The sequence below is a fragment of the Pseudomonas sp. MF5691 genome, assembly GCF_016405645.1.
GTDB classification, from domain to species: Bacteria; Pseudomonadota; Gammaproteobacteria; order Pseudomonadales; family Pseudomonadaceae; genus Aquipseudomonas; species Aquipseudomonas shahriarae.
This window is the reverse complement of record NZ_JAEKDC010000002.1, coordinates 495,143-521,344: the sequence shown is the minus strand read 5'-3', so window position 1 is coordinate 521,344 and position 26,202 is coordinate 495,143. Positions and strand designations below refer to the sequence as shown.

General features: G+C 57.3%; 23 protein-coding genes. 17 read left to right on the top strand and 6 right to left on the bottom strand.

The window, feature by feature from the left end; all coding sequences use genetic code 11:
• The first annotated feature begins 10 nt into the window (after nucleotides 1–10).
• From JFT44_RS05105 to glmS, 14 genes are all read left to right on the top strand, one after another.
• Nucleotides 11–808: a ParA family protein gene (locus tag JFT44_RS05105; protein ID WP_005792605.1), complete on the top strand. Its 798-nt coding sequence runs from the start codon at nucleotides 11–13 to the stop codon at nucleotides 806–808.
• Between the two features lie 9 nt (nucleotides 809–817).
• On the top strand, nucleotides 818–1,690 hold the full coding sequence (locus JFT44_RS05100; protein ID WP_057439295.1) for a ParB/RepB/Spo0J family partition protein: 873 nt from the start codon (nucleotides 818–820) through the stop codon (nucleotides 1,688–1,690).
• 148 nt (nucleotides 1,691–1,838) lie between these two features.
• Nucleotides 1,839–2,246: a F0F1 ATP synthase subunit I gene (locus JFT44_RS05095; protein WP_010565865.1), complete on the top strand. Its 408-nt coding sequence runs from the start codon at nucleotides 1,839–1,841 to the stop codon at nucleotides 2,244–2,246.
• A 16-nt stretch (nucleotides 2,247–2,262) separates the two neighbouring features.
• Nucleotides 2,263–3,132 (top strand): F0F1 ATP synthase subunit A, encoded by an 870-nt coding sequence (atpB, locus tag JFT44_RS05090; protein ID WP_049710820.1) that lies wholly within the window; start codon nucleotides 2,263–2,265, stop codon nucleotides 3,130–3,132.
• A 133-nt stretch (nucleotides 3,133–3,265) separates the two neighbouring features.
• The gene (gene atpE / locus JFT44_RS05085) at nucleotides 3,266–3,523 is read left to right on the top strand and encodes a F0F1 ATP synthase subunit C (protein ID WP_002555987.1); all 258 of its coding nucleotides are present in this window, start codon (nucleotides 3,266–3,268) and stop codon (nucleotides 3,521–3,523) included.
• Nucleotides 3,524–3,579: 56 nt separating this feature from the next.
• Nucleotides 3,580–4,050: a F0F1 ATP synthase subunit B gene (locus JFT44_RS05080; RefSeq protein ID WP_008439543.1), complete on the top strand. Its 471-nt coding sequence runs from the start codon at nucleotides 3,580–3,582 to the stop codon at nucleotides 4,048–4,050.
• A gap of 12 nt (nucleotides 4,051–4,062) precedes the next feature.
• Nucleotides 4,063–4,599 carry a F0F1 ATP synthase subunit delta gene (locus JFT44_RS05075; RefSeq protein WP_057439298.1) on the top strand — a complete coding sequence of 179 codons (537 nt, stop codon included), beginning with the start codon at nucleotides 4,063–4,065 and terminating at the stop codon, nucleotides 4,597–4,599.
• A gap of 21 nt (nucleotides 4,600–4,620) precedes the next feature.
• On the top strand, nucleotides 4,621–6,165 hold the full coding sequence (gene atpA / locus JFT44_RS05070) for a F0F1 ATP synthase subunit alpha (RefSeq protein WP_029290137.1): 1,545 nt from the start codon (nucleotides 4,621–4,623) through the stop codon (nucleotides 6,163–6,165).
• A 50-nt stretch (nucleotides 6,166–6,215) separates the two neighbouring features.
• On the top strand, nucleotides 6,216–7,076 hold the full coding sequence (atpG, locus tag JFT44_RS05065) for a F0F1 ATP synthase subunit gamma (RefSeq protein ID WP_057439299.1): 861 nt from the start codon (nucleotides 6,216–6,218) through the stop codon (nucleotides 7,074–7,076).
• A 27-nt stretch (nucleotides 7,077–7,103) separates the two neighbouring features.
• Nucleotides 7,104–8,480, top strand: coding sequence for a F0F1 ATP synthase subunit beta (gene atpD / locus JFT44_RS05060; RefSeq protein ID WP_015886645.1), 1,377 nt, complete (start codon nucleotides 7,104–7,106; stop codon nucleotides 8,478–8,480).
• A 44-nt stretch (nucleotides 8,481–8,524) separates the two neighbouring features.
• Nucleotides 8,525–8,941, top strand: a complete 417-nt coding sequence (locus JFT44_RS05055) for a F0F1 ATP synthase subunit epsilon (protein WP_057439300.1) — start codon at nucleotides 8,525–8,527, stop codon at nucleotides 8,939–8,941.
• Nucleotides 8,942–9,064: 123 nt separating this feature from the next.
• A complete protein-coding gene (gene glmU / locus JFT44_RS05050) occupies nucleotides 9,065–10,432 on the top strand; it encodes a bifunctional UDP-N-acetylglucosamine diphosphorylase/glucosamine-1-phosphate N-acetyltransferase GlmU (protein ID WP_198830403.1) in 1,368 nt (455 codons plus the stop codon).
• Nucleotides 10,433–10,660: 228 nt separating this feature from the next.
• On the top strand, nucleotides 10,661–11,428 hold the full coding sequence (locus JFT44_RS05045) for a DeoR/GlpR family DNA-binding transcription regulator (RefSeq protein WP_029290123.1): 768 nt from the start codon (nucleotides 10,661–10,663) through the stop codon (nucleotides 11,426–11,428).
• Between the two features lie 10 nt (nucleotides 11,429–11,438).
• Nucleotides 11,439–13,271: a glutamine--fructose-6-phosphate transaminase (isomerizing) gene (gene glmS / locus JFT44_RS05040; RefSeq protein ID WP_057961234.1), complete on the top strand. Its 1,833-nt coding sequence runs from the start codon at nucleotides 11,439–11,441 to the stop codon at nucleotides 13,269–13,271.
• A gap of 635 nt (nucleotides 13,272–13,906) precedes the next feature.
• On the opposite strand, the gene nhaA is transcribed toward glmS, so the two are convergent.
• Entirely contained in the window at nucleotides 13,907–15,109 is a 1,203-nt protein-coding gene (gene nhaA / locus JFT44_RS05035) for a Na+/H+ antiporter NhaA (RefSeq protein WP_057961239.1), read from the bottom strand.
• A 285-nt stretch (nucleotides 15,110–15,394) separates the two neighbouring features.
• Between nhaA and JFT44_RS05030 the strand changes: the two genes are divergently transcribed.
• The 3 genes from JFT44_RS05030 (at nucleotide 15,395) to JFT44_RS05020 (ending at nucleotide 21,267) form a co-directional block, all read left to right on the top strand.
• Entirely contained in the window at nucleotides 15,395–17,605 is a 2,211-nt protein-coding gene (locus tag JFT44_RS05030; protein WP_120734383.1) for an LTA synthase family protein, read from the top strand.
• A 427-nt stretch (nucleotides 17,606–18,032) separates the two neighbouring features.
• Nucleotides 18,033–20,765 carry a cation-transporting P-type ATPase gene (locus JFT44_RS05025; protein ID WP_120734382.1) on the top strand — a complete coding sequence of 911 codons (2,733 nt, stop codon included), beginning with the start codon at nucleotides 18,033–18,035 and terminating at the stop codon, nucleotides 20,763–20,765.
• Between the two features lie 67 nt (nucleotides 20,766–20,832).
• On the top strand, nucleotides 20,833–21,267 hold the full coding sequence (locus JFT44_RS05020; RefSeq protein WP_057961231.1) for a universal stress protein: 435 nt from the start codon (nucleotides 20,833–20,835) through the stop codon (nucleotides 21,265–21,267).
• Between the two features lie 432 nt (nucleotides 21,268–21,699).
• Here JFT44_RS05020 and JFT44_RS05015 read toward each other — a convergent pair whose 3' ends face one another.
• From JFT44_RS05015 to JFT44_RS04995, 5 genes are all read right to left on the bottom strand, one after another.
• Nucleotides 21,700–22,662, bottom strand: a complete 963-nt coding sequence (locus tag JFT44_RS05015; protein ID WP_169989914.1) for a bifunctional GNAT family N-acetyltransferase/nucleoside diphosphate kinase regulator — start codon at nucleotides 22,660–22,662, stop codon at nucleotides 21,700–21,702.
• 244 nt (nucleotides 22,663–22,906) lie between these two features.
• On the bottom strand, nucleotides 22,907–23,839 hold the full coding sequence (locus JFT44_RS05010; RefSeq protein WP_115129328.1) for a phosphatidate cytidylyltransferase: 933 nt from the start codon (nucleotides 23,837–23,839) through the stop codon (nucleotides 22,907–22,909).
• A 1-nt stretch (nucleotide 23,840) separates the two neighbouring features.
• Nucleotides 23,841–24,461 (bottom strand): 1-acyl-sn-glycerol-3-phosphate acyltransferase, encoded by a 621-nt coding sequence (locus JFT44_RS05005; protein ID WP_057440592.1) that lies wholly within the window; start codon nucleotides 24,459–24,461, stop codon nucleotides 23,841–23,843.
• Nucleotides 24,462–24,470: 9 nt separating this feature from the next.
• Nucleotides 24,471–24,914, bottom strand: a complete 444-nt coding sequence (locus JFT44_RS05000) for a hypothetical protein (protein WP_057961225.1) — start codon at nucleotides 24,912–24,914, stop codon at nucleotides 24,471–24,473.
• Entirely contained in the window at nucleotides 24,904–26,202 is a 1,299-nt protein-coding gene (locus tag JFT44_RS04995) for a phosphatase PAP2/dual specificity phosphatase family protein (protein WP_057961224.1), read from the bottom strand. Before JFT44_RS04995 ends, JFT44_RS05000 begins: the two co-directional genes overlap by 11 nt.

Genomic DNA, 26,202 nt, shown 5'->3' with positions numbered 1-26,202 from the left:
ACAAGCAAGAATGGCTAAGGTATTCGCGATAGCGAACCAGAAAGGTGGCGTGGGTAAAACCACCACCTGCATCAACCTCGCAGCATCCCTGGTCGCTACCAAGCGTCGGGTGCTGTTGATCGACCTCGATCCACAGGGCAACGCCACCATGGGTAGCGGTGTGGATAAACACGGCCTGGAAAACTCGGTCTACGACTTGCTGATAGGCGAGTGCGACCTGGCCCAGGCCATGCACTATTCCGAGCACGGCGGTTATCAGTTGCTGCCGGCCAACCGCGATTTGACCGCGGCGGAAGTGGTGCTGCTGGAAATGCAGATGAAAGAAAGCCGTCTGCGCAGCGCCCTGGCGCCGATCCGCGAGAATTACGATTACATTTTGATCGACTGCCCGCCGTCGCTGTCGATGCTGACGCTCAACGCACTGGTTGCCGCCGATGGGGTGATCATCCCCATGCAGTGCGAGTACTTCGCCCTCGAAGGCTTGAGCGACCTTGTGGATAACATCAAGCGTATCGCTGAGTTGCTCAACCCGAACCTGAAGGTCGAAGGCCTGCTGCGGACCATGTATGACCCGCGCCTGAGCCTGATGAACGATGTGTCGGCGCAGCTCAAGGAACACTTTGGCGACCAGCTTTACGACACAGTGATCCCGCGTAACATCCGCCTGGCCGAAGCGCCAAGCTATGGCATGCCCGCGCTGGCGTACGACAAGTCATCGCGTGGTGCCATTGCCTACCTGGCGCTGGCCGGCGAGATGGTTCGTCGCCAACGTCGCAACTCACGCACCGCTGCAGCCCAGCCAACTTAAGGAATCCCCATGGCCGTCAAGAAACGAGGTCTCGGACGTGGACTGGATGCACTGCTGAGTGGTCCGACTGTCACTTCGCTGGAAGAGCAGGCGGTGCAGGCCGACTCCCGTGAACTGCAGCACCTGCCCCTGGACCTGATCCAGCGTGGCAAGTACCAGCCGCGCCGAGACATGGACCCGCAGGCGCTGGAGGAGTTGGCGAACTCGATCAAGGCCCAGGGCGTGATGCAGCCGATTGTCGTACGCCCCATTGGCGGCGGTCGGTTTGAAATCATCGCCGGTGAACGCCGCTGGCGCGCCAGCCAGCAGGCCGGCCAGGAAACCATCCCGGCGATGGTGCGCGATGTGCCGGATGAAACGGCCATCGCCATGGCACTGATCGAGAATATCCAGCGTGAGGACCTCAATCCGATCGAGGAAGCCATTGCCCTGCAGCGTTTGCAGCAGGAATTCAAGCTGACCCAGCAGGAAGTGGCCGACGCGGTGGGTAAATCCCGTGTCACGGTTTCCAACCTGCTGCGCCTGATCGCGCTTCCGGAAGTGATAAAGACCATGCTGTCCCATGGTGACCTGGAAATGGGTCATGCCCGTGCTTTGCTCGGGTTGCCGGAAAATCAACAGGTTGAAGGGGCGCGACACGTTGTCGCACGAGGTCTCACCGTTCGTCAGACCGAGGCTCTGGTTCGGCAGTGGCTCAGTGGTAAACCTGCACCGGTCGAACCCACCAAAACTGATCCGGATATTGCGCGCCTGGAGCAGCGCCTGGCCGAGCGGCTGGGCTCAGCGGTGCAAATTCGCCACGGCAAGAAGGGTAAAGGGCAATTGGTTATCGGATATAACTCCCTTGATGAGCTTCAGGGCGTTCTTTCCCACATCCGCTGAAACATTTGCTTATGTAGCGCGCAGTCGGAAATCACTACCTGGCAGTTGAATAGGGGCAGAACCGCCCCTATACTCTGCGCGCATTTTGTCGGCACAAATTATGCCAAGTTATTGATTTCCGGCAGCCGACCATTGAGGAGCAAGAGTGATGGAAACCCGCACGCCAAACACGTTGCCGTTCCATCGCTTGGCCGTTTTTCCGGTTTTATTGGCCCAATTTGTCATTTTGCTGATCGCCGCATTGGCGCTTTGGTACTGGCATGGGGTCGTAGCCGGATATTCAGGACTCTGCGGAGGCCTGATAGCCTTGCTGCCCAATATGTATTTTGCTCACAGGGCCTTTCGGTTTTCCGGCGCCCGGGCAGCCCAGGCTATCGTCCGGTCCTTTTATGCCGGCGAGGCAGGGAAACTGATTTTGACGGCAGTGCTGTTTGCACTGACCTTTGCAGGTGTGAAGCCATTGGCGCCGCTAGCTGTATTCGGCGTCTTCGTGTTGACCCAACTGGTCAGCTGGTTCGCTCCCCTGCTGATGAAAACAAGACTTTCGAAACCTTAGGGCGTTTGAGGCAACCATGGCAGAAACAACCGCTTCGGGCTATATCCAGCACCACTTGCAGAACCTGACCTTCGGTCAGCTTCCCAACGGCGGCTGGGGCTTTGCCCACTCCGCAGCAGAGGCCAAAGAAATGGGCTTCTGGGCTTTCCACCTGGATACTCTGGGCTGGTCGGTCGCATTGGGTCTGATCTTCGTCCTGATTTTCCGCATGGCGGCAAAGAAGGCGACTTCCGGTCAGCCAGGTGCTTTGCAGAACTTCGTTGAAGTATTGGTCGAATTCGTCGATGGCAGCGTGAAAGACAGCTTCCATGGCCGTAGCCCGGTGATTGCACCGCTGGCACTGACCATCTTCGTCTGGGTGTTCCTGATGAACGCCGTCGACCTGATCCCGGTCGACTGGATTCCTCAGTTGGCCATCCTGATCTCCGGCGACCCGCACATCCCATTCCGCGCGGTATCGACCACTGACCCTAACGCTACCCTGGGCATGGCCCTGTCGGTATTCGCGTTGATCATTTTCTACAGCATCAAGATCAAGGGCATCGGCGGCTTCATCGGCGAACTGACCCTGCACCCGTTCGGCAGCAAGAACATCTTCGTTCAAGCCCTGCTGATCCCGGTGAACTTCCTGCTGGAATTTGTCACCCTGATCGCCAAGCCGATTTCCCTGGCTCTGCGACTGTTCGGCAACATGTATGCCGGCGAGCTGGTGTTCATCCTGATCGCTGTGATGTTCGGCAGCGGCCTGCTCTGGCTTAGCGGCCTGGGCATTGTTCTGCAGTGGGCGTGGGCTGTGTTCCACATCCTGATCATCACCCTGCAGGCGTTTATCTTCATGATGCTGACCATCGTCTACCTGTCGATGGCGCACGAAGAGAACCATTAAGACCAGTCTCGACTAGTCTGATGTCCTTCCCGGTGAAACGGGAAGGTGGCCCACCAGGGCTATGAAACGATTTGTTTTACCGCTTTAAAATCTAAAAAACCTAAACCATACGACGTAAAAGTCGGGAGGAAAGATGGAAACTGTAGTTGGTCTAACCGCTATCGCTGTTGCACTGTTGATCGGCCTGGGCGCCCTGGGTACTGCCATTGGTTTCGGCCTGTTGGGCGGCAAGTTCCTGGAAGGCGCCGCGCGTCAGCCAGAAATGGTTCCAATGCTGCAGGTTAAAATGTTCATCGTTGCCGGCCTGCTCGACGCCGTGACCATGATCGGTGTTGGTATCGCTCTGTTCTTCACCTTCGCGAACCCCTTCGTTGGTCAACTCGCCGGTTAATCACTCGTTTTTTCGAGTGATTGGTGTGTTGTGCAACGAACGAGCGAGGTATTGGCGTGAACATTAATGCAACCATTATTGGTCAGTCCTTAGCGTTCTTGATTTTTGTTGTTTTCTGCATGAAGTTCGTATGGCCTCCGGTCATCGCGGCTTTGCACGAACGTCAGAAGAAGATCGCGGATGGACTGGACGCTGCCGCACGAGCAGCTCGCGACCTGGAGTTGGCCCAAGATAAAGCGGGTCAGCAACTGCGCGAAGCGAAGGCTCAGGCAGCTGAAATCATTGAGCAAGCCAAGAAACGCGGTAACCAGATTGTTGAAGAGGCTGTTGAAAAAGCCCGTATCGACGCTGACCGTGTGAAGGTTCAGGCTCAGGCCGAGATCGAACAGGAATTGAACGGTGTCAAAGATGCGCTGCGTGCCCAACTGGGTGCTCTGGCCGTCGGCGGTGCTGAGAAGATCCTGGGTGCCACAATCGATCAAAACGCGCACGCGGAGCTGGTAAACAAACTGGCTGCTGAAATTTAAGCGAGGGCGATCATGGCAGAATTGACCACGTTGGCCCGACCTTACGCTAAGGCAGCCTTCGAGCACGCCCAGGCCCACCAGCAGCTGGCCTCTTGGTCAGCCATGCTCGGCCTGGCTGCAGCAGTGTCGCAAGACGACACCATGCAGCGCGTGCTCAAGGCCCCGCGACTGACGAGCGCAGACAAGGCCGCCACGTTTATTGACGTGTGCGGCGACAAGTTTGATGTGAAAGTGCAGAACTTCATCCACGTCGTTGCCGAAAACGACCGTCTCCCGCTTTTGCCGGAGATTGCCGCTCTGTTCGACCTGTACAAGGCCGAGCAAGAGAAGTCGGTAGACGTTGAAGTGACCAGTGCTTTTGCATTGAACCAAGAACAGCAAGACAAACTCGCCAAGGTTCTCAGTGCACGACTCGACCGGGAAGTGCGCCTGCAAGTTGCGGAAGACCCATCCCTTATTGGGGGTGTTGTCATCCGCGCCGGCGACCTGGTTATCGATGGCTCGATTCGCGGCAAACTCGCGAATCTTGCCGAAGCATTGAAATCTTGAGTTTGAAGGGGCAGCAGAGCAATGCAGCAACTCAATCCTTCCGAAATAAGTGAAATTATCAAGGGCCGCATCGACAAGCTCGATGTGACCTCCCAAGCCCGTAACGAAGGCACTGTCGTCAGCGTATCTGACGGCATCGTGCGGATTCACGGTCTGGCCGACGTAATGTACGGCGAGATGATCGAGTTTCCGGGCGGCGTCTACGGTATGGCCCTCAACCTGGAGCAAGACTCCGTAGGTGCCGTTGTATTGGGCGCGTACACCAGTCTGGCCGAAGGCATGAGCGCCAAGTGCACAGGCCGCATCCTGGAAGTTCCGGTTGGTAAGGAACTGCTGGGTCGCGTTGTCGACGCACTGGGTAACCCTGTTGACGGTAAAGGTCCACTGGGCAACACCGAGACCGACGCGGTCGAGAAAGTTGCTCCAGGCGTGATCTGGCGTAAGTCGGTAGACCAGCCTGTACAGACTGGCTACAAGGCTGTCGATGCCATGATCCCAGTCGGCCGTGGCCAGCGTGAGCTGATCATCGGTGACCGTCAGATCGGTAAGACCGCTCTGGCGATCGACGCGATCATCAACCAGAAAGACAGCGGCATTTTCTGCGTCTACGTAGCGATCGGTCAGAAACAATCGACCATCGCCAACGTGGTTCGCAAGCTGGAAGAAAACGGCGCCCTGGCCAACACGATCATCGTGGCTGCCAGTGCTTCGGAATCTCCTGCGCTGCAATTCCTGGCACCGTACTCCGGTTGCACCATGGGTGAATTCTTCCGCGACCGCGGTGAAGACGCGCTGATCGTTTATGACGATCTGTCCAAGCAAGCAGTGGCTTACCGCCAGATTTCCCTGCTGCTGCGCCGTCCACCAGGCCGTGAAGCCTACCCAGGCGACGTGTTCTATCTCCACTCCCGTCTGCTGGAGCGCGCATCCCGCGTTTCCGAAGAGTACGTAGAGAAGTTCACCAACGGCGCAGTGACCGGCAAAACCGGTTCCCTGACCGCACTGCCGATCATCGAAACCCAGGCTGGCGACGTTTCCGCGTTCGTTCCGACCAACGTGATTTCCATCACCGACGGTCAGATCTTCCTGGAATCGGCCATGTTCAACTCCGGGATCCGTCCTGCTGTGAACGCCGGTGTTTCGGTATCCCGTGTGGGTGGTGCCGCTCAGACCAAGATCATCAAGAAGCTCTCCGGTGGTATCCGTACCGCTCTGGCTCAGTACCGTGAACTGGCGGCATTCGCCCAGTTCGCTTCTGACCTGGACGAAGCGACCCGTAAGCAACTTGAGCATGGTCAGCGCGTTACCGAGCTGATGAAGCAGAAGCAATACGCGCCAATGTCGATCGCTGACATGTCGCTGTCGCTGTATGCCGCTGAGCGTGGGTTCCTGACTGACGTCGAAATCGCCAAGGTCGGCAGCTTTGAACAAGCGCTGATTGCTTACTTCAACCGAGATCATGCCGATTTGATGGCCAAGATCAACGTGAAGGGTGACTTCAATGACGAAATCGACGCTGGCCTGAAAGCCGGTATCGAGAAGTTCAAGGCCACCCAAACCTGGTAAGCCGCAGCGGGAGCCGCAAGGCTCCCGCTTGCTAACCTGATAGGTGTTACATGGCAGGCGCAAAAGAGATTCGCAGTAAGATTGCGAGCATCAAAAGCACGCAAAAAATTACCAGCGCCATGGAGAAAGTGGCGGTCAGCAAAATGCGCAAGGCACAAATGCGCATGTCGGCTAGCCGTCCTTATGCGGAGCGTATCCGCCAGGTAATTGGGCATCTGGCCAACGCCAACCCGGAATACCGCCACCCGTTCATGATCGAGCGCGCCGTCAAGCGTGCAGGTTATGTGGTAGTGAGCAGTGACCGTGGTTTGTGCGGTGGTTTGAATACCAACCTGTTCAAGGCCCTGGTCAAGGACATGGCGGTAAACCGCGAAAACGGCGTCGAGATTGATCTGTGTGTTGTTGGTAGCAAGGGTGCGGCCTTTTTCCGCAACTTCGGCGGTAACGTCGTTGCAGCTATCAGCCACCTGGGTGAAGAGCCGTCGATCAATGACTTGATCGGCAGTGTGAAGGTGATGCTGGATGCGTACCTGGAAGGCCGGATCGACCGCCTGTCCGTGGTATCCAACAAGTTCATCAACACCATGACCCAGCAGCCAACCGTGGAGCAATTGATTCCACTGGTGGCGACCCCGGATCAGGAACTCAAGCACCACTGGGACTACCTCTACGAACCAGACGCCAAAGAGCTGCTTGACGGCTTGATGGTGCGCTACGTGGAGTCGCAGGTGTACCAGGCGGTGGTCGAGAACAACGCAGCTGAACAAGCGGCGCGGATGATCGCGATGAAAAACGCTACCGACAACGCCGGTGATCTGATCAGCGATTTGCAGCTGATCTACAACAAGGCGCGTCAGGCTGCGATCACCCAAGAGATCTCGGAAATCGTCGGCGGCGCTGCCGCGGTTTAACGGTTCAAATATTCAGAGGATCCAGCTATGAGTAGCGGACGTATCGTTCAAATCATCGGCGCCGTTATCGACGTGGAATTCCCACGCGACAGCGTACCGAGCATCTACAACGCGCTGAAAGTACAAGGCGCGGAAACTACTCTGGAAGTTCAGCAGCAGCTGGGCGACGGCGTAGTTCGTACCATTGCGATGGGTTCCACCGAAGGCTTGAAGCGCGGTCTGGACGTTGTCGACACTGGCGCTGCCATTTCCGTACCGGTCGGTAAAGCGACCCTGGGCCGGATCATGGACGTACTGGGCAACCCGATTGACGAAGCTGGCCCGATCGATACCGAAGAGCGTTGGGGCATTCACCGCCCAGCACCTTCGTTCGCCGAGCAAGCTGGCGGCAACGACCTGCTGGAAACCGGCATCAAGGTTATCGACCTGGTTTGCCCGTTCGCCAAAGGCGGTAAAGTCGGTCTGTTCGGTGGTGCCGGTGTAGGCAAGACCGTAAACATGATGGAACTGATCCGTAACATCGCCATCGAGCACAGCGGTTATTCCGTGTTCGCCGGTGTGGGTGAGCGTACTCGTGAGGGTAACGACTTCTACCACGAGATGAAGGACTCCAACGTTCTGGACAAAGTGGCACTGGTCTACGGTCAGATGAACGAGCCGCCGGGTAACCGTCTGCGCGTAGCACTGACTGGCCTGACCATGGCCGAGAAGTTCCGTGACGAAGGTAACGACGTTCTGCTGTTCGTCGACAACATCTACCGTTACACCCTGGCCGGTACTGAAGTATCCGCACTGCTGGGCCGTATGCCTTCGGCAGTAGGTTACCAGCCGACCCTGGCTGAAGAGATGGGCGTTCTGCAAGAACGTATCACTTCGACCAAGGAAGGTTCGATCACGTCGATCCAAGCGGTATACGTACCTGCGGATGACTTGACTGACCCGTCGCCAGCGACCACCTTCGCCCACTTGGACGCCACCGTCGTACTGTCCCGTGACATCGCTTCCCTGGGTATCTACCCAGCGGTCGATCCACTCGACTCGACTTCGCGCCAGCTGGACCCGAACGTGATCGGCCAGGAGCACTACGACACCGCTCGCGGCGTTCAGTACGTGCTGCAGCGTTACAAAGAGCTGAAGGACATCATTGCGATCCTGGGTATGGACGAACTGTCGGAAACCGACAAGCAGTTGGTATCCCGCGCTCGTAAGATCCAGCGCTTCTTGTCGCAGCCGTTCTTCGTGGCTGAAGTCTTCACCGGTGCCTCGGGTAAATACGTTTCCCTGAAAGACACCATTGCTGGCTTCAAAGGCATCCTCAACGGTGACTACGACCACCTGCCAGAACAAGCGTTCTACATGGTCGGCGGCATCGAAGAAGCGATCGAGAAAGCCAAGAAACTGTAATCCAGGCGCCCGGAAACGGGCGCTCATCAGGTTGAGGCAATCAGATGGCTATGACAGTCCATTGCGATATCGTCAGCGCGGAAGGGGAAATCTTCTCCGGTCTGGTAGAGATGGTAATTGCACACGGCGAGTTGGGTGACCTGGGTATTGCCTTGGGCCACGCACCGCTGATCACCAGCTTGAAGCCCGGTCCGATTACTCTGACCAAGCAGGGCGGGGAAAAGGAGGTGTTCTACATCTCTGGTGGTTTCCTCGAAGTTCAGCCGAACATGGTCAAGGTTCTTGCCGACACCGTGCAACGTGCTGGCGACCTGGATGAAGCCTCCGCTCAGGAAGCCGTCAAGGCTGCCGAGAAGGCTCTGCACGAAAAAGGTGCGGACTTCGACTACAGCGCTGCTGCTGTACGTCTGGCCGAGGCTGCAGCCCAGCTGCGCACGCTCCAGCAGATCCGCAAGAAGTAAGCGGCCAAGCCGTCATGCTTCATGCGCGATTGATTAAAAAGGGTAGCCTCGGCTACCCTTTTTCTTTTTTTGCAAAACACTTCTTTGGTCTGAAGCCGGACCGCCCAGGATTGGTAGCCATTCATGTCTCTTGAAATCGTCATTCTCGCCGCAGGTCAGGGCACCCGCATGCGTTCTTCCCTGCCCAAAGTGCTGCACCCGGTTGCGGGTAACTCCATGCTCGGCCATGTTATCCACAGCGCCCGGCAACTGGAGCCACAGCGTATTCACGTCGTGATTGGCCACGGGGCCGATGCGGTGCGTGAGCGCCTGGCAGCCGACGACTTGAATTTCGTATTGCAGGATAAGCAACTGGGCACTGGTCATGCCACCGCGCAAGCCGTGCCGTTCATCAAGGCCGACACCGTGCTGATCCTCTACGGGGATGTGCCGCTGATCGAAGTGGAAACCCTGCAGCGCCTGCTCAAGCGCGTGGTACCGGGCCAGATGGGCCTGCTCACCGTCGAGCTGGACGACCCGACCGGCTATGGCCGTATCGTGCGCGATGCCGACGGCAAGGTCGCAGCCATCGTCGAACATAAAGATGCCAGCGAAGCACAACGGGCGATTACTGAAGGCAACACCGGCATCCTTGCGGTACCGGCCGATCGTCTGGCGGACTGGATGGGCCGCCTGTCGAACAACAATGTTCAGGGCGAGTACTACCTGACAGACGTGATTGAAATGGCCGTCAGCGATGGCTTGGTGGTTGCCACCGAGCAGCCCCACGACCCGATGGAAGTGCAGGGCGCCAACGACCGCAAGCAACTGGCAGAACTGGAGCGGCACTACCAACTGCGCGAAGGCCGCCGCCTGATGGCGCAGGGCGTGACGCTGCGTGACCCGGCGCGTTTCGACGTTCGGGGCGAAGTCACCGTGGGCCGTGACGTGCTGATTGATATCAACGTGATCCTCGAGGGCCGCGTGATCATCGAAGACGACGTGGTGATTGGCCCGAACTGCGTGATCAAGGACAGCACCCTGCGCAAAGGCGTGGTGGTCAAGGCCAACAGCCATATCGACGGTGCGGTGATGGGTGAGGCCAGCGATGCGGGGCCATTTGCGCGGTTGCGCCCGGGCAGTGTGCTGGGCGCCAGGGCCCATGTGGGTAACTTTGTTGAGCTGAAAAACGCACGGATGGGCGACGATGCGAAGGCAGGGCACCTGGCCTACCTCGGCGATGCAGTGATTGGGGCCCGCAGCAACATTGGCGCCGGCGCCATTACCTGCAATTACGATGGTGCCAACAAGTATCAGACGACGATTGGTGAGGACGTCTTTATCGGCTCCAATAATTCACTGGTTGCGCCCGTCACCATTGGCGATGGTTCAAACACCGCGGCAGGCTCAACCATCAATCAGGATGTGGATAAGTCGCAATTGGCAGTAGCCCGCGCCCGCCAACGCAACATCGACGGCTGGAAACGCCCGGTCAAAATCAAAAAGACTTGAGTTATCCACAACCTCATTAGCAACGCCATTCCATTGTGGGAGCGGGCTTGCTCGCGAAGACGGAGTGTCAGTCACTGAACGTGTATCTGATGCACCGCCTTCGCGAGCAAGCCCGCTCCCACATTGGATCTATGTTGTTTTCCAAAAAGTGCACCCGCCGCTTGACGATTTCCCGTCAATAGGTTTTGATTGCCTTCGTTATCTTTCGAAACGAAACTTATCATCACCATGTCGAAGCGAAATACACCACAACGACGCCACAATATCCTCACCTTGCTCAACGAGCAGGGCGAAGTGAGCGTGGATGAATTGGCCAAACGTTTCGAAACTTCCGAAGTGACCATCCGCAAGGACTTGGCCGCGCTGGAAAGCAACGGCTTGCTGCTGCGTCGCTACGGTGGTGCCATCACCATGCCCCAGGAACTGGTCGGCGATCCTGCCCAACCGATTTCTGTGCATAAGCGCGCCATCGCCCGTGCGGCGGTCAAGCGCTTGCGTGAACACGCACGGATCATTATCGACAGTGGCAGCACCACCGCCGCGATGATCCCGGAGCTGGGCCATCAGCCCGGCCTGGTGGTGATGACCAACTCCCTGCATGTGGCCAGTGCCCTGAGTGAGTTGGAGCATGAGCCGGTGCTGTTGATGACCGGCGGCACCTGGGACCCGCACTCGGACTCGTTCCAGGGGCAGGTCGCCGAACAAGTGCTGCGTTCCTATGACTTCGACCAACTGTTTATAGGCGCTGACGGCATCGACCTGCAGCGCGGTACCACCACCTTCAATGAATTGCTGGGCCTGAGCCGAGTGATGGCCGAAGTCGCCCGTGAAGTGGTGGTGATGGTCGAATCCGACAAGATCGGCCGCAAGATCCCCAACCTGGAACTGCCCTGGAGCAGCGTCCATACCCTTATTACCGATGATCGCCTGCCGCTTGAGGCCCGCGACCAGATTCAAGCCCGCGGCATTACGCTGATTTGCGCGGCAGTCATCTAGGAGAGAAACCATGTGTGGAATTGTAGGCGCAGTCGCTGAACGAAACGTTACCGCCATTTTGCTCGAAGGCCTCAAGCGCCTGGAATACCGTGGCTACGACAGTGCCGGCGTGGCGGTCTTCAGCAACGCGGGCAAGCTGGAGCGCATGCGTCGCCCGGGCAAAGTCAGCGAACTGGAACAGGCCCTGGCCGGTGAGCCCCTGGCGGGCCGTCTGGGCATCGCCCACACCCGCTGGGCGACCCACGGTGCACCGTGCGAGCGCAATGCCCACCCACACTTTTCCGGTGATATTGCGGTGGTGCACAACGGCATCATCGAAAACCACGAAGTGCTACGTGAACAACTCAAGGGCCTGGGCTACGTCTTTACCTCGGACACCGACACCGAAGTCATCGCCCACCTGCTCAACCACAAGCTCAAGGACCACAGTGACCTGACCACCGCCCTCAAGGCCACGGTCAAGGAACTGCATGGCGCCTACGGCCTGGCTGTGATCAGCGCCAGCCAACCGGACCGTGTGGTTGCCGCTCGTAGTGGCAGCCCATTGGTGATTGGTCTGGGCCTGGGGGAGAACTTCCTCGCCTCTGATCAACTGGCCTTGCGTCAGGTCACCGACCGCTTCATGTACCTGGAAGAAGGCGATATCGCCGACATCCGCCGTGAAAGCGTGGCGATCTGGGACGTCGACGGCAACTCCGTCGAGCGCGAAGCTGTGCAGTACCGCGACGGCGCCGAAGCTGCCGACAAGGGTGAGTTCCGCCACTTCATGCTCAAGGAAATCCACGAGCAACCGGCCGTGGTGCAACGCACCCTGGAAGGCCGTCTTGGCGACAAGCAAGTCCTGGTTAACGCCTTCGGCCCGCAAGCCGCCGAGCTGTTCGCCAAAGTGCGCAATGTGCAGATCGTCGCCTGTGGCACCAGCTACCACGCCGGCATGGTCGCCCGTTACTGGCTGGAAGAACTGGCCGGCATCCCGTGCCAGGTCGAAGTAGCCAGTGAGTTCCGCTACCGCAAGGTGGTGGTTCAGCCCGATACCCTGTTCGTCACCATTTCCCAATCCGGCGAGACCGCCGACACCCTGGCGGCCCTGCGCAATGCCAAAGAGCTGGGATACCTGGCGAGCCTGGCGATCTGCAACGTCAGCATCAGCTCCCTGGTGCGTGAGTCCGACCTGACCCTGCTGACCCAGGCCGGCCGCGAAATCGGTGTAGCCTCCACCAAGGCCTTCACCACCCAATTGGTGGGCCTGCTGCTGTTGACCCTGTCCCTTGGCCAGGTGCGCGGCACATTGGCTGCAGGTGTGGAAGCCATCCTGGTAGAAGAACTGCGTCGCCTGCCCACCCGCCTGGGCGAAGCACTGGCCATGGACAGCACCGTAGAGAAAGTCGCCGAACTGTTTGCCGACAAGAACCACACCCTGTTCCTCGGCCGTGGCGCGCAATACCCAGTGGCAATGGAAGGCTCCCTGAAACTCAAGGAAATCTCCTATATCCACGCTGAAGCCTACCCTGCCGGCGAGCTGAAGCACGGCCCATTGGCCCTGGTGGACGACGACATGCCTGTGGTCACCGTGGCGCCGAACAATGAACTGTTGGAAAAGCTCAAGTCCAACCTGCAGGAAGTACGCGCCCGTGGTGGTCAACTGATCGTGTTCGCCGACGAAAAGGCCGGTATGACCAACGGCGAAGGCACCCATGTGATCAACATGCCGCACATCCACGACACCCTGTCGCCGATCCTCTACACCATCCCGCTGCAGTTGCTGTCGTACTACGTGGCGGTGCTCAAGGGCACGGACGTTGACCAGCCGCGTAACTTGGCCAAGTCGGTGACGGTCGAGTAACGTTTAGCGGTCACGAGAAAGGGTTGAAGCTACGAGATAAAGTCTGTCGGAATGAAATAAAGTTTGTCGCTGGCGCCTCCTGCCCCCCGGTTGAGCAGCCAGCGACGCTTTCCTGCTTGCCTCCTTGCTCTCGACGCCGCTCTAGGTTTTATCGAAAAAATGATCTTAGCTATTCAGCCTGAGGAGACTGTGCGTTCCTTTATGGAAAAACTCCTCGCCCAAATGCAGGGGGGAATTAGTTGCTATGGCTTGAACAAGATGCTTAATAGGCATACTAACTACCCGTTAAAGGAGGTTTTTAAGAGTGTTCAAGATGTCTCCTACTATAGGGTTGAATACATAGGTCATTCGAGGTGCTACGACTTAAATAGAACCCCAACAGGTTTTGTCCTGTTTGTGTTGCCGAAGATATTGAACGCTTAGGGTTTTCCTTCTGGCGACGTGCTCACTGTTGTGAGACTGAAAGTCTGCGCTGATCACGGGAAAAGTTGCTACGAAGTTGCTAGCGCCAATCAGCCGTTCAGGGGGATGTCTCAGCGGCTTTGGCGTAAAGCACGATGACCACACTTCGCCAGACGATGTTCCGGCCACAGGATTTCCAACATGGAGAAACTCCGTGGCCGGCTCGCTTACGCTTACTTGGAAACCGTGCCGGCGGTAATGGCAGGTGCAGCGCTGCGTCGCAAAATCAGGACACCACCTATTGCAGCCAAGGTCGAACCTATCAATACACCGACTTTTACCTCGTCAATCAGGTGAGCTGATCCAGCAAACGCAAGGTTTCCGATGAATAGACTCATGGTGAAGCCGATGCCACACAAGAGCGCAACGCCGTAAAGCTGTGCCCAATTGCTGCCTTCCGGCAGCTTGGCCAAGCCCATACGAATGGCCAGAGCAGCCAATAGGAAAATACCAATCTGCTTGCCCACCAACAAGCCGAGCGCTACACCCAGCGGAACCGGATCGACTAGGTTTTCCATAGAAATACCGGCAAGTGAAACACCCGCATTGGCGAAGCCAAAAATCGGCACCACAGCGAAAGCTACCCACATGTGCAGCTTTTCTTCCAGGAACAGCAGTGGAGACCGGACTTCCTCTTCAGGCTTACCCATTGGGATGCACAGCGCTACAGCGACACCCGCAAGGGTGGCATGCACCCCCGATTGCAGCACGAAGAACCACAGCACACCACCGACCAGCAAATAGGGGAACAATCGTCTGACGCCCCATCGATTCATTGCGATCAGAATGACCAAGGTTGCGAGCGATGCCAGCAACATCGGCATGGAAAGACCAGTGGTGTAGAAAAAGGCGATGATGACCACAGCCCCCAGGTCGTCAATGATCGCCAAGGCAGCGAGAAAAACCTTCAGTGAAGTCGGGACTCGCTTACCCAGCAGCGACAAGACGCCCAGGGCGAATGCGATGTCGGTAGCGGCTGGTATAGCCCAGCCTTTCAAGGTCTCAGAATTACCCCAGTTGATTGCGATGTAGATCAATGCAGGCACAACCATGCCGCCTAAAGCACCAAATCCTGGCAACGCACGCTGGCCCCAAGTGGAGAGCCCGCCTGCCAGTACCTCTCTTTTGATCTCGAGTCCGACCATCAGGAAGAAGATCGCCATCAGGCCATCATTGACCCAATGCTCGACAGACATGCCCAACCAGACACTGTGCAAGGCTGCAAAATAACCTTGCGAGAGAGGCGAGTTGGCCACAATTAGTGCCGCGAGTGCTGCGCCCATCAGTACAAGACCGCCAGCGGATTCCGACGATAGGAAGCGAGCCAGAATTGCGGCAGCTCTAGGGGTTTCGGCTTTAGCTTGATGATTGGTCATCAACATCCTTTGGATCATTTAAAAAGGTAATATATTAACACTTGGCCCGCGCACGCGGGGCGGGGTCTAAACAGCATGAAACAGTTGATGCTGAAGGGCTTAGTTAGCGAGCACTCCTCAACGCAAGCCTCTGAAATAGGGCTTACGCCCAAGCATCCGAAACGATATCAATGCCGTCACTGACTCAATCCACCGTCCCTCTTTCGAATAACTCGATGAGTCGTCCCCCCGCTTGATACCATCCAGCACACTTATATGACGATTTAATGTCTGGAAGGCCTTTGCGTGAATGTTATCCATCGCTGGTTAAGACAACCCCGTGCACGCCTGATCGCCTTGATCGGGTTGGTTCTGATCGTGCCTTTGTGCCTGCGTGCGGCTCTGGGTTGGTCGAATCCACTTGGTTATCTTTCAGATCTGGGAATTGCGAGCCTGCTGATAGTACTCCTGCATCGCCGTCCTTGGTGGTTAGCGCTTCCTGTGTTGCTGGTATGGGGACTTATTACTCTGGCGACTGCCGAACTGGTCAGCGCGGTCGGTAGACTCCCAAACTCCTCTGACCTGCACTACCTGGTCGACCCTCAGTTTTTGGAAAACTCTACAGGTGGTGGTTTCGCCCAGCCTTGGCTGGCCGCCACTCTGATTGTTGGACTGGTAATTTGGCTGATCACGCAGTACCTGGGACGCTTGTCTCCCGCTCCGGGTTTACCACGAAGCGCGTGGGCAGCACCGCTACTGCTATTGATCGCCCATTGGGGTGTGCAGCACCTGTACCCCTCAGAAGAAGACCAGTGGCGCTTGTTCAACCTCCCACATCAGTTAATGGCCGCGAGCGTTGGCGCTGTTCAGGCAAGCGCGGAAGAGTGGCTGGAAGGTGAGGCTGTCGATGAACTACCGAAAATGGCGGGGCTCACTGAACTCGATCTGGACGGACAGAAACTGCTCGCGACACCGGGGCGTGCGCGCAATGTGTTGATCATCGCACTGGAAGGTATTCCCGGCGCCTACGTCGGCGTCAACCGCAAAGCCCTACACAGCAGCTATCAAGAAAACCTCATGCCGAATCTCAGTCGTTGGGCAGAGCGCGGCATGAATACGCCGGATTATGTACTGCATAGCCATCAAACCATTCGTGGTCTGTACGCAATGCTTTGCGGGGATTACGACAAGCTGGACAACGGAACGCCTAAAGGCGTTGAGATGTTGACCCAGAACGAACGGAACCAGGCGTGCCTCCCTGCCCAATTGCACAAGAACGGATTCGCCACGCACTACCTTCAGGGCGCGGGCCTGCGCTTCATGGCCAAAGACAAGATCATGCCGCACATTGGCTTCGGTGCGACCCATGGCCTGGAATGGTTCACCAACAGCAACTACCTGGAGTTCCCTTGGGGTAAGGACGACAAGGCCTTCTTTGAAGGGGCGCTGGACTACGTCGGCCAACTGAAAAAGCAGAAAAAGCCGTGGATGCTGACCCTGCTGACCGTTGGCACCCACCAACCCTATTCGGCCCCTGAAGACTATCTTGAGCGCTACGACACACCCAAGGAGGCCGCCGTCGGGTATCTGGATGATGCTCTCGGGCAATTCCTCAGCGGCCTGGAACGTCAGGGCATCTTGAAAGACACCCTGGTGGTGATCACCTCGGACGAATCCCACGGTATCGATGGAGTGCGCCTGGCCTCCTCTTGGGGCTTCAACCTGATGTTAGCGCCCGAGCAGGATCAGTTGCCTGGGGTAAAGTCTGGAGTCTACGGGCATGTCGATCTGAGTGCTTCGATACTCGACTACTTCGCCTTACCCGTCCCTTCAGCCTTAAGCGGTCGTTCCCTGTTTCGTGACTATGAAACAGGCCGCGAGATCATGTCGTTCACCAACGGCAAGCTGCGCTATCACGATGGCCAAGGCACGTTGACCGAGTGTGACTTTCAACAGCGCTGCCGGAATTACAACAGCACAGGGTTCATTGCCGATCACGCTACCCTTGCCGGACAGTACGGCGGCAAACGAGCACGAGAAATCACAGCAAGAGCCTTGGCGCTGGATCATTCGCTGATCCGGACACCGTTGAACCAGCATTACCAATTCGGCAGTCCCGCCATCATCCCGCTTCAGGCACAGATCAAGGATGACTGGGCCGACAACCTGATCGGTGCTCAGTATCTGGAAATGCCCAAGGGCTCACAAACACGCGTGCGCCTGACCGTGCGCTCTTTAGATCCCCGGCAGGATGCCTACATCCTGCTGAAAGCCAAGGAGTTGGAGCAGGATGTGCCACTGGGGCTGCCAGCAGAAATGGTCGTCACTGCCGATCAGCCGTTGGAGATGGACTTCAGTTTCGATAATCCGCAGCCGCGTAAGGCGTTCTCGTTCCATCTGTTGGGCTATGGGCTAGGTGCCGTTGAAGTGAGTGACTTCAGCGTGATTACCGAGTTGCTAGAAGCTCCGGAGGCGCTGGAAGAGTCCCAGGTTGATAACGTAGCTAAATCAAGTTAGGGCGTTATGCATAATTAGGATTAAGTTGAGCGCATTAATATGCCGGGTTTAACAAAGCAACACAGGAGTGTTGCAAAAACTGCATGCCATATACTGAATAAACAGAGTTTTATTAAAAGTCAGCAGTAGTATTTATGCCTCCCCGTTTTTGCTTTGCGCAGTATTCGGTTGCCTGCACCATTGGATGAAAATCTAGAAAATTAAATTTTTCACCAAAACATTTTGTCACATTAATTGCTATTGATAATTTGATCTGCATCAGTAATTGCCAACCGGTTGATTGCGTTACATCTATAGTTCCTGTCAGCTAGAAGGAACTATAGGATGTAAGACCGAAAAATAATGTTTTCAGTCTTATATTCCCACGCTCGCTCATGATCACCTCAGCCCGTCTCACTTGAGCTGTGCACACAGGAGATACTCATTGATGAAGCAGGTGGTCGACGCATCAACGGAGCAAACACCAATCCCTCCGCATTCCGTGGCCTGGCACTCCCTACCTGCAGAGCAGGTGACAAACCTGCTTGAGGTCAATGAGCATGTCGGGCTGGAGGCCGCCGAAGTTCAAGCGCGGCTTGCCCGCACGGGTTTCAATCGTTTGCCAGAAGCCGCACGGCGACCCGCGTGGCTGCGATTCATGCTGCAATTTCACAACATTCTGATTTATGTGCTTTTAGGATCCGCTGCGATTACCGCGATGCTGCAGCATCTGTGGGACACGGTGGTGATTCTTGCAGTGGTTATTGCAAACGCAATCATAGGTTATGTCCAAGAGGGTAAAGCGGAAAAGGCCATGGACGCTATCCGGCAGATGCTGGCGCCGCACGCCGCCGTGATTCGTGCGAGTCAACGTTTGAGTGTTGTAGGCGAGGAGTTAGTACCGGGCGACATTGTATTGCTGGAGGCCGGAGACAAAGTACCTGCTGATCTACGCCTGCTGCACGTGAATAGACTGCAAATCCAAGAAGCAATTCTCACCGGTGAATCCGTACCGGTAGAGAAACACACCGAACCAGTGGGTGTTGAAGCCGCTCTGGGTGATCGTACCTGCATGGCGTTCAGTGGCACGCTCGTGACTTGCGGCCAAGCAACCGGGGTTGTAATTGCTACCGCAGCAGCAGCTGAAATAGGGCGCATCAGTACGCTGCTTGCTGGAGTTGAAACGCTGACCACGCCGCTGGTGCAGCAAATGAATATATTTGCACGTTGGCTGACGATCTTGATCTTGTTAGTCGGCGGCCTTCTGCTCGTGTTCGGCCATTATGTCGGGCACTACGAGTTCACAGAGATCTTCATGGTCGTGGTGGGGATGTCGGTAGCGGCGATACCTGAAGGACTGCCCGCCGTCCTTACCATCACGCTGGCTGTCGGCGTTCGTGCAATGGCTCGCCGCAACGCTATCGTGCGTCGCCTGCCGGCCATCGAAACACTCGGCTCGGTATCCGTTATCTGCACTGACAAAACCGGCACACTGACCCGCAACGAAATGATGGTCGCAACGGTCGTCACGAGCGATCTGCTCTTCACGGTTGATGGTGCAGGTTATCAGCCAGCGGGAAGCATCAGTCTTGCCGATCAGTTAATCGACATATCATCTCACCCCGCGCTCTCAGAATTGGGGCGAGCAGCAGGTCTTTGCAACGATGCCTCGCTGCGCCTGCATGAGGATGTATGGACGGTGGAGGGGGATCCGATGGAGGGGGCCTTGCTGGCGTTTTCCGGAAAAGCTGGAATCGATAGCGATGAAGATCATCGTACCTGGCCACGAACCGATGCCATTCCGTTTGACGCGAAACACCGCTTTATGGCGACCCTCCATCACAATCATGATCGCCATGCCTCTATCTATGTAAAAGGCGCGCCGGAGCAAATACTGGCCATGAGCACGCAGCAGTTCGTAACCGCCGGCGTGACGGAGCCCCTCAACGCGGACTACTGGTACGAACAGGCGAACACTATCGCCGCAAAAGGGCAGCGTGTATTGGCGTTTGCCGCTAGATCAGTTCAGCCAGAGCACACCGTGTTGGAGTTTGGGGACGTGCAAGGGAAGCTAACCTTGTTGGGTATGGTCGGGCTAATTGATCCGCCGAGACCCGAGACGATAGAGGCCGTTCAACAATGCCAGGCGGCGGGCATTGTCGTAAAAATGATCACTGGCGATCATGGCGGCACCGCCGCCGCAATCGGTCGGCAGATTGGCTTGCAAAATCCCGACAATGTGCTGACTGGTATAGACCTGGACTCCATGAACGATGCAGCGCTCAAGGAGGCGGTGAAGAACGTCAATATCTTTGCACGTACCAGCCCTGAACATAAACTCAGGTTGGTCATGCTGCTGCAATCGAATGGCATGACCGTGGCAATGACCGGCGATGGCGTCAACGACGCACCCGCGTTGAAGCGTGCCGATGCGGGTATTGCCATGGGGGGGAAGGGCAGTGAAGCCGCCAAGGAAGCTGCAGACCTGGTGCTGGCCGACGACAACTTCGCATCCATCGTGGCGGCAGTGCGCGAAGGGCGGACAGTCTACGACAACATCAAAAAAGTGTTGAGCTGGACGCTGCCTACCAACGCGGGCGAGACCATGACCATCATCGTGGCCCTGCTGCTCGGCCTTACACTGCCGGTCACGGCGATACAGATTCTGTGGATCAATCTGATTACCGCCGTGACACTTGGCATCGCGCTGGCGTTCGAGCCTACCGAAGAAAACACAATGCGCAGACCGCCTCGTTCCCGTAAGGAGCCCCTCATAAGCGGTGCGTTGGTTTGGCATATGGTGCTTGTTTCTATTCTGTTCCTCTGTGGTGTTTACGGCATTTTTTCGTATGCGCTCGACCGTGGCTACTCCGTGGAGTTGGCCCGAACCATCGCGGTGAACACGTTAGTCGTGATGGAAATATTCCATCTGTTCTTCATTCGTAATCTCTACAGCACATCGCTTACCTGGAGGGGCATTCGTGGCACCAAGGTCGTGTGGATGACCGTCGCAGTGGTGACCTTGGCTCAGTTCGGCATCACCTACGCGCCACCGCTGCAAAAGGTGTTTGCCACAGAAGCGATCCCCTTCCTGGATGGCCTACTTATCATCGGGGTTGGTGTTGCGCTCTTTGCGATCATCGAGATTGAAAAACAGATTCGAATCCGCCTGTCCGAGTAGAACTGATTGCAAGCTGGCAATCCCCAAACGACAAGCATCTTCATGCCACTGAAAGAGGATTTAGAAAATGCATAAAATACTTGTAGCTGTCGATGGTTCCGAGCATTCGGAGCGCGCGGTGCGTTACCTTATTGGGTTGATCCAAGAGGGCGGATTGCTGGGCGGAAGTGTTGAGGTGCATCTGCTGAATGTGCAGCCACTTTTACCAACGCGAATTGCACACGACATGAGTGCGGATGAGATTGATCGTTACTACGGTGATAAAAGTGCTGAGGACTCACAAAACGCTGGGGTGCTTCTGAAGCAGGAAGGGATTGCATTTACACTTCATACCCTACAAGGCGATGCAGCAAGCCAAATCGTGGGGTGCTCCCACTCTTTAGGATGTGACAGCATCATCCTAGGCTCACATGGCAACGGCTTTCTTGCAGGGATTTTTCTGGGCTCTGTTGCGGCAAAGGTGATTCAGCTCTCAGATATACCAATCACCTTAGTCAAATAGGAGATCGTCAAATGCTTGATAGCGCGACCCCATAAGTGGGTGATCAAAGGTGGATGTTCTGGAAAGGCTTTGATCGAGTTGAGTCGTGCGCAACATAAGCCATCGACTTTTCCATGCGTGTGGTTCCCTCGACATTTGATGTTCCGAGCGACTGAGAAGCAAATCACGTGCTCCTCAGTTCCTACTCCCGGCTGATGAATTCAATCTGGAGTGAAACCTGGTTGGGGGTATACGCAGCTACTGACTTGCGAATTTCTTCCCGCGCCTCATCTGCGCTTCCCCACAGGCCGCAAAAAACGAGGGCCTCCTGCGACAGTTTGAATTCTCTAATTTCAAGGGCATGGTTTCAGGATTGAAAACTGTCCCGCTTGGGGCCCCTCGGGGCTCCAAACGACGTCCTTCTCTCCTTACAGCTCCTAGCAAAAGGTGCAATTACAGGTGGAAGTGGCCCGCCGCCTCGGGCTGGTAAAGCACTTTCCTGATTTCAATCCGACGGGTCCGATCAGAAATTCGCCAGTCGATGGCGTCCCCCTCCTGATAGCCCAGGATGGCGGCGCCGATGTCAGAATACACGGAGTGCTTCCCTGCGGTGCTGTCCGCGTCTTCAGGGTAGACCAAGGCCACTTCGATCTCTTCTTCGTCCAGTTGCAGCAAGGCTCTAGAGTTCATCGTGACGACATTGCACGCCACCTGCTGCGGCTTGACGACAATGGCTCGTTCAAGCTCATGTTCGAGTTCAACAACGGTCGGGCCTTGCTCGAGCGCGATTAGGCTTTCGAGCCTGGCCTTGTCGATTTCCGTAATGTAGATCCTGGTGGCGTCGCCAGCGGCACCTTCGCGCAAGAACTGGAGATAGCGCCCCGCCGTCATGGAAAATGACTTCAATGTCGGCGTTTCGCCTTCAAGCAGAAAGCCGCTGCGTAGAAAGGCGTTCAGCGAGCGCGCGTTGTCCGGGTGGATCTTGGCGATGAGCTTCTTGGCCCGCATGTCGAGGAAGGCCAGTTTCATGCCTTCGCGAATCGTGCGGGCGCCAAGGTTCTGGCCCCATTTATCGCTGTCTCCGATGACCAGGACTATCTCGCAATCTGAGCCGGTCTTGATCAGACGGACAAAGCCCACCGGGGCGTCATGTCGGTCATAGGCCATGAAGAATCGGCCGCCCTGGTTGAATAGATGGGTCAGGATCGGCGATTGAGTCCGATCGATGACTTGCTCGATGGAGCGGGAGACATGACGCGAATCGCTCAGATAGCAGGTGACGCGTTCATCCTCCAACCAATCCATCAGCGTCAGCGCGTGCGCCCGAGTAATTTCAGGGCACAGCGAAATGAAAGGCTTGTTCATCTTCATCACACTTACTTGTAAAGGATGGAAGCCCGTCATGGCTTTGGCCATGACGGCTCTTTGGGCAACCGACCATGTTAAGACATAACGCGGGTAATGCCGAACCCTGCTCCTTGGTCCGACCCAGAGGCTCGCCGCAAGCGGTTCCATCAAATGTACGTGGATGTCGTGTGATTACTGGGTGCAGCTGTTTTGCGGTTCCTCTATACGACGCGGCAGGCCCCGAAATACGGGCACTCTTCGCGACAGTTTTAGCTCTCTTTGGGAGCGTCGTTAGCCTTTGGATCGGTGTGACTCAGGTCCACCAATACCGCACCAAATGAAAGAAAATCGGCGCCGCAAAACACACCGAATCCAACCGATCCAGCATCCCGCCGTGTCCTTCGATCATATGCCCCCAGTCCTTCACCCCTCGGTCGCGCTTGATCGCCGACATCACAATCCCGCCGGCAAAGCCCAGCAGGTTGATCAGCAGCGCAATCAGGAATGACTGCCAGGGGTTGAACGGGGTGGTCCACCACAGTGCGGCGCCGATCAGGGAGGACAGCAGGATCCCGCCGACAAAGCCTTCCACGGTTTTCGACGGTGACAGGTTGGGCGCGATTTTGTGTTTGCCGAACAGTTTGCCGCACACGTACTGCAACACGTCCGAGAGCTGCACCACGATCACCAGGTAGGCGATCAGCAGCAGGTTGCGGCCCTCGTAGCCGACGATGTCGAGGGTCAGCAGGGCGGGTACGAAGGAGACGCAGAACACCGCGATCATCAGCCCCCACTGTACTTTCGATGCGCGCTCCAGGAAGTGCGTGCTGTCGCCGCCCAGCGAGGCAAGGATGGGCAGCAGGAGGAACACGTAGACCGGAATAAAGATCGAGAACAGGCCGTACCAGTCAAAGTAGATCAGCAGGTATTGCAGGGGCAGCGCCAGGTAGAACGCGGCGACCAGTGCGGGGTAGTCGCTGCGGCGGGTGGGCGTGAGGGTGAGGAATTCGCGCAGGGCGTAGAACGACACGGCGTAGAACAGCAGGATTACCGCACCGGTGCCGAGCCAGAAGGCGACGCCGATCACCACCACCATCACCCACCAGGCATTGATGCGGGCGTTGAGGTTGTCGATCACCGCATTGGGTGTGCCACGGGTGCGCAGCTTGAGAATCAGGCCGATCAGCGAGGCGAGCACCAGGATCATGCCGATGCCGCCGAACAACATCAGGGTTTGGCTATCCATGTCAGGAATGCTCCGGGGCGAGGGCGAGCAGGGCGTCGCGGCTGCGGGCAAGAAACAGGGCCTTGTCTTCACCGTCTGCAAGCTGCAGCGGTGCGCCAAAGCTGGTGGTGCACAACAGCGGCAGTGGCAGCACACGGCCCTTGGGCATCACGCGGTTGAGGTTGGCGATCCACACGGGGATCAGTTGCGCCTGTGGGTAACTTTTTGCCAGGTGATACAGGCCGCTCTTGAAGGGCAGCAGGCCATCCTCCAGGTTGCGCGTGCCTTCGGGGAAAATGATCAGCGAATCGCCGTGTTCCAGGGCTTCGAGCATCGGTTGCAACGGGTTATCCACAGGGTCTTTGCGTTCGCGGTCGATCAGCACGCCGTTGAATACCCGGTTGATGATGTAGCGGCGCAGTGCGCTCTTGTTCCAGTAGTCGGTGCCGGCCACCGGGCGCGTGGCCTTGCGCAGGTTCTGCGGCAACGACGCCCACAGCAGCACAAAGTCGCCGTGGCTGCTGTGGTTGGCAAAGTAGATGCGCTGCACGGGTTCTGGGGCGCAGCCCAGCCACAGGCTGCGGGCGCCGGTCACTGTGCGGGCCATGGAGGTAATCAGGGTCGCGACCAGGGGTTCGAACATAAGGATTCCTTATCCGGCGAAGGGCAGCCACGGGCTGGCCAGGATGACGGCCAATGTCAGTAACACTTGCGCACCCAGCAGGTAGGCCTGTTTGCGCAGCAATTTGAGGGCGCCACGCCGGCGTTCGGTCCAGGGCCGGCTTGCGCGGTTGGCGGGTTGCAGGCCCAGGGTTTGCAGAGTCTGGTCCAGCTCGCTGGTGCGTTCTATGTCCTTGGCCATCAGCGCAAACAGGTCGGCATCGAAGGCCACCCGTAGCGCCCAGTACTTTTGCAGCAGCCCGAGGATAATCATCCACAGGCTGAGCAACAGGCAGATCGGTGTGATACTGACCATCAACAATTGCGCCAGGCCAAACAGTACCCCGAGCAGGGTCAGGCCTGTGGATAACTGATCCAGCGAACGGCCGCGGCGCAGCAGGCTGGCGACTACCTGGAGTTGCATATCAGCGGGCATAGGGCAGTGCTCCCAAGGCTTGGCGGTGATCGGCATGCAGGACCACATCCGATCGTGCTGTACGAATAATAGCCAGTGCCTCGTCCACCGTGGCCGCCCGTCCACTGTGCAGCAGCCAGGCGGCCACGGCGCTGGCGCTGCGGGAATAGCCGAGGGCACAGCACACCAGCAACGGGCCGTGCTCGCGCAAGCGCTCGATGGCTTGGGCCGCCTCCAGGCACTGTGCCGGTGTGGGTGCGGTCAGGTCGAGGACGGGCAGGGCATGGTAAGCGCGGCCCTGTGGATAAACAGGCAATTCGGCACACAGATCGACCACCGCATTGAAAGAACTCAGCTGCGCTGGCGTCGGAATTCGCCCCAACCACACGTTATCCACAACCCGGTCAGGCTGCGGATGCTTGCGCGTCCACAGCCGCGAGTTGAGCCACGCCGCCGCGAGATAAGGCGCATACAGCCAGCGTGCTGCCGGGCTGAGGCGGCCATCGGCGCGTTTCTGAAAGCCTGCGGCGCCCAGCAGCCAGTAGTTGAGCGCCACCAGCAACACCGCGACGGCAGGCCACAGCAGCCATAGCCAGGCACCGCCCCCGGTAAAGGCCACTATCGTCAGCACCAGGGCGCCCATGGCGTAGCGCAACCCCAGGCGCCAACGTTTCGGGTCTTTGGCCGGCCGCGCATGCAACAGCGGGCTGGGTTGATCCACCGGCCATAGCCACACACACAGCCAGCCGGCCAGGGCGCCTGTGGGTAAGTCTATAAAGTGGTGTTGGTAAGTGGTCAGCACCGAAATGCCAATCAGCGCGAACCAGCCATGCACCAGCCAGCGCCACAGGCCTTGGCTATGCCGCTGGTACATCACCCACAGGATCACCAGCAAAGCGATATGCAGCGAGGGTGCCTGGTTGAACGGTTTGTCGAACCCGGCCAGTACCGCAAACAGCCAGCCGAACACGCCGTCCATTTCCGGGCGCTCAAAGGTGAAGCGCAGCGGCCATAGCAGGAAGCAGCTCACGGCAATCACCTGCGCACTGAGCAGACGCAGGGCATGTTGTTTGAGCTCATGGCGGCTGTTAGGCAGCAGCAGGGAGAAGCCGTAGAGCAGGTCGATCGACCAGTAGGGCACGATGGTCCAGGCCCAGAACGGCATATGGGTTTCCCAGCCGAATACCAGGGTGCCCACGTCGCTGCGCTGGCTGGTGACCCAGGTGGCTAAGCCGTAGGTGCTGAAAAACAGCGGCGCCAACAGCAGCAGCCAGAGCAGGGCTGGTTTGAAGAGACCTGGTTCGCGCAT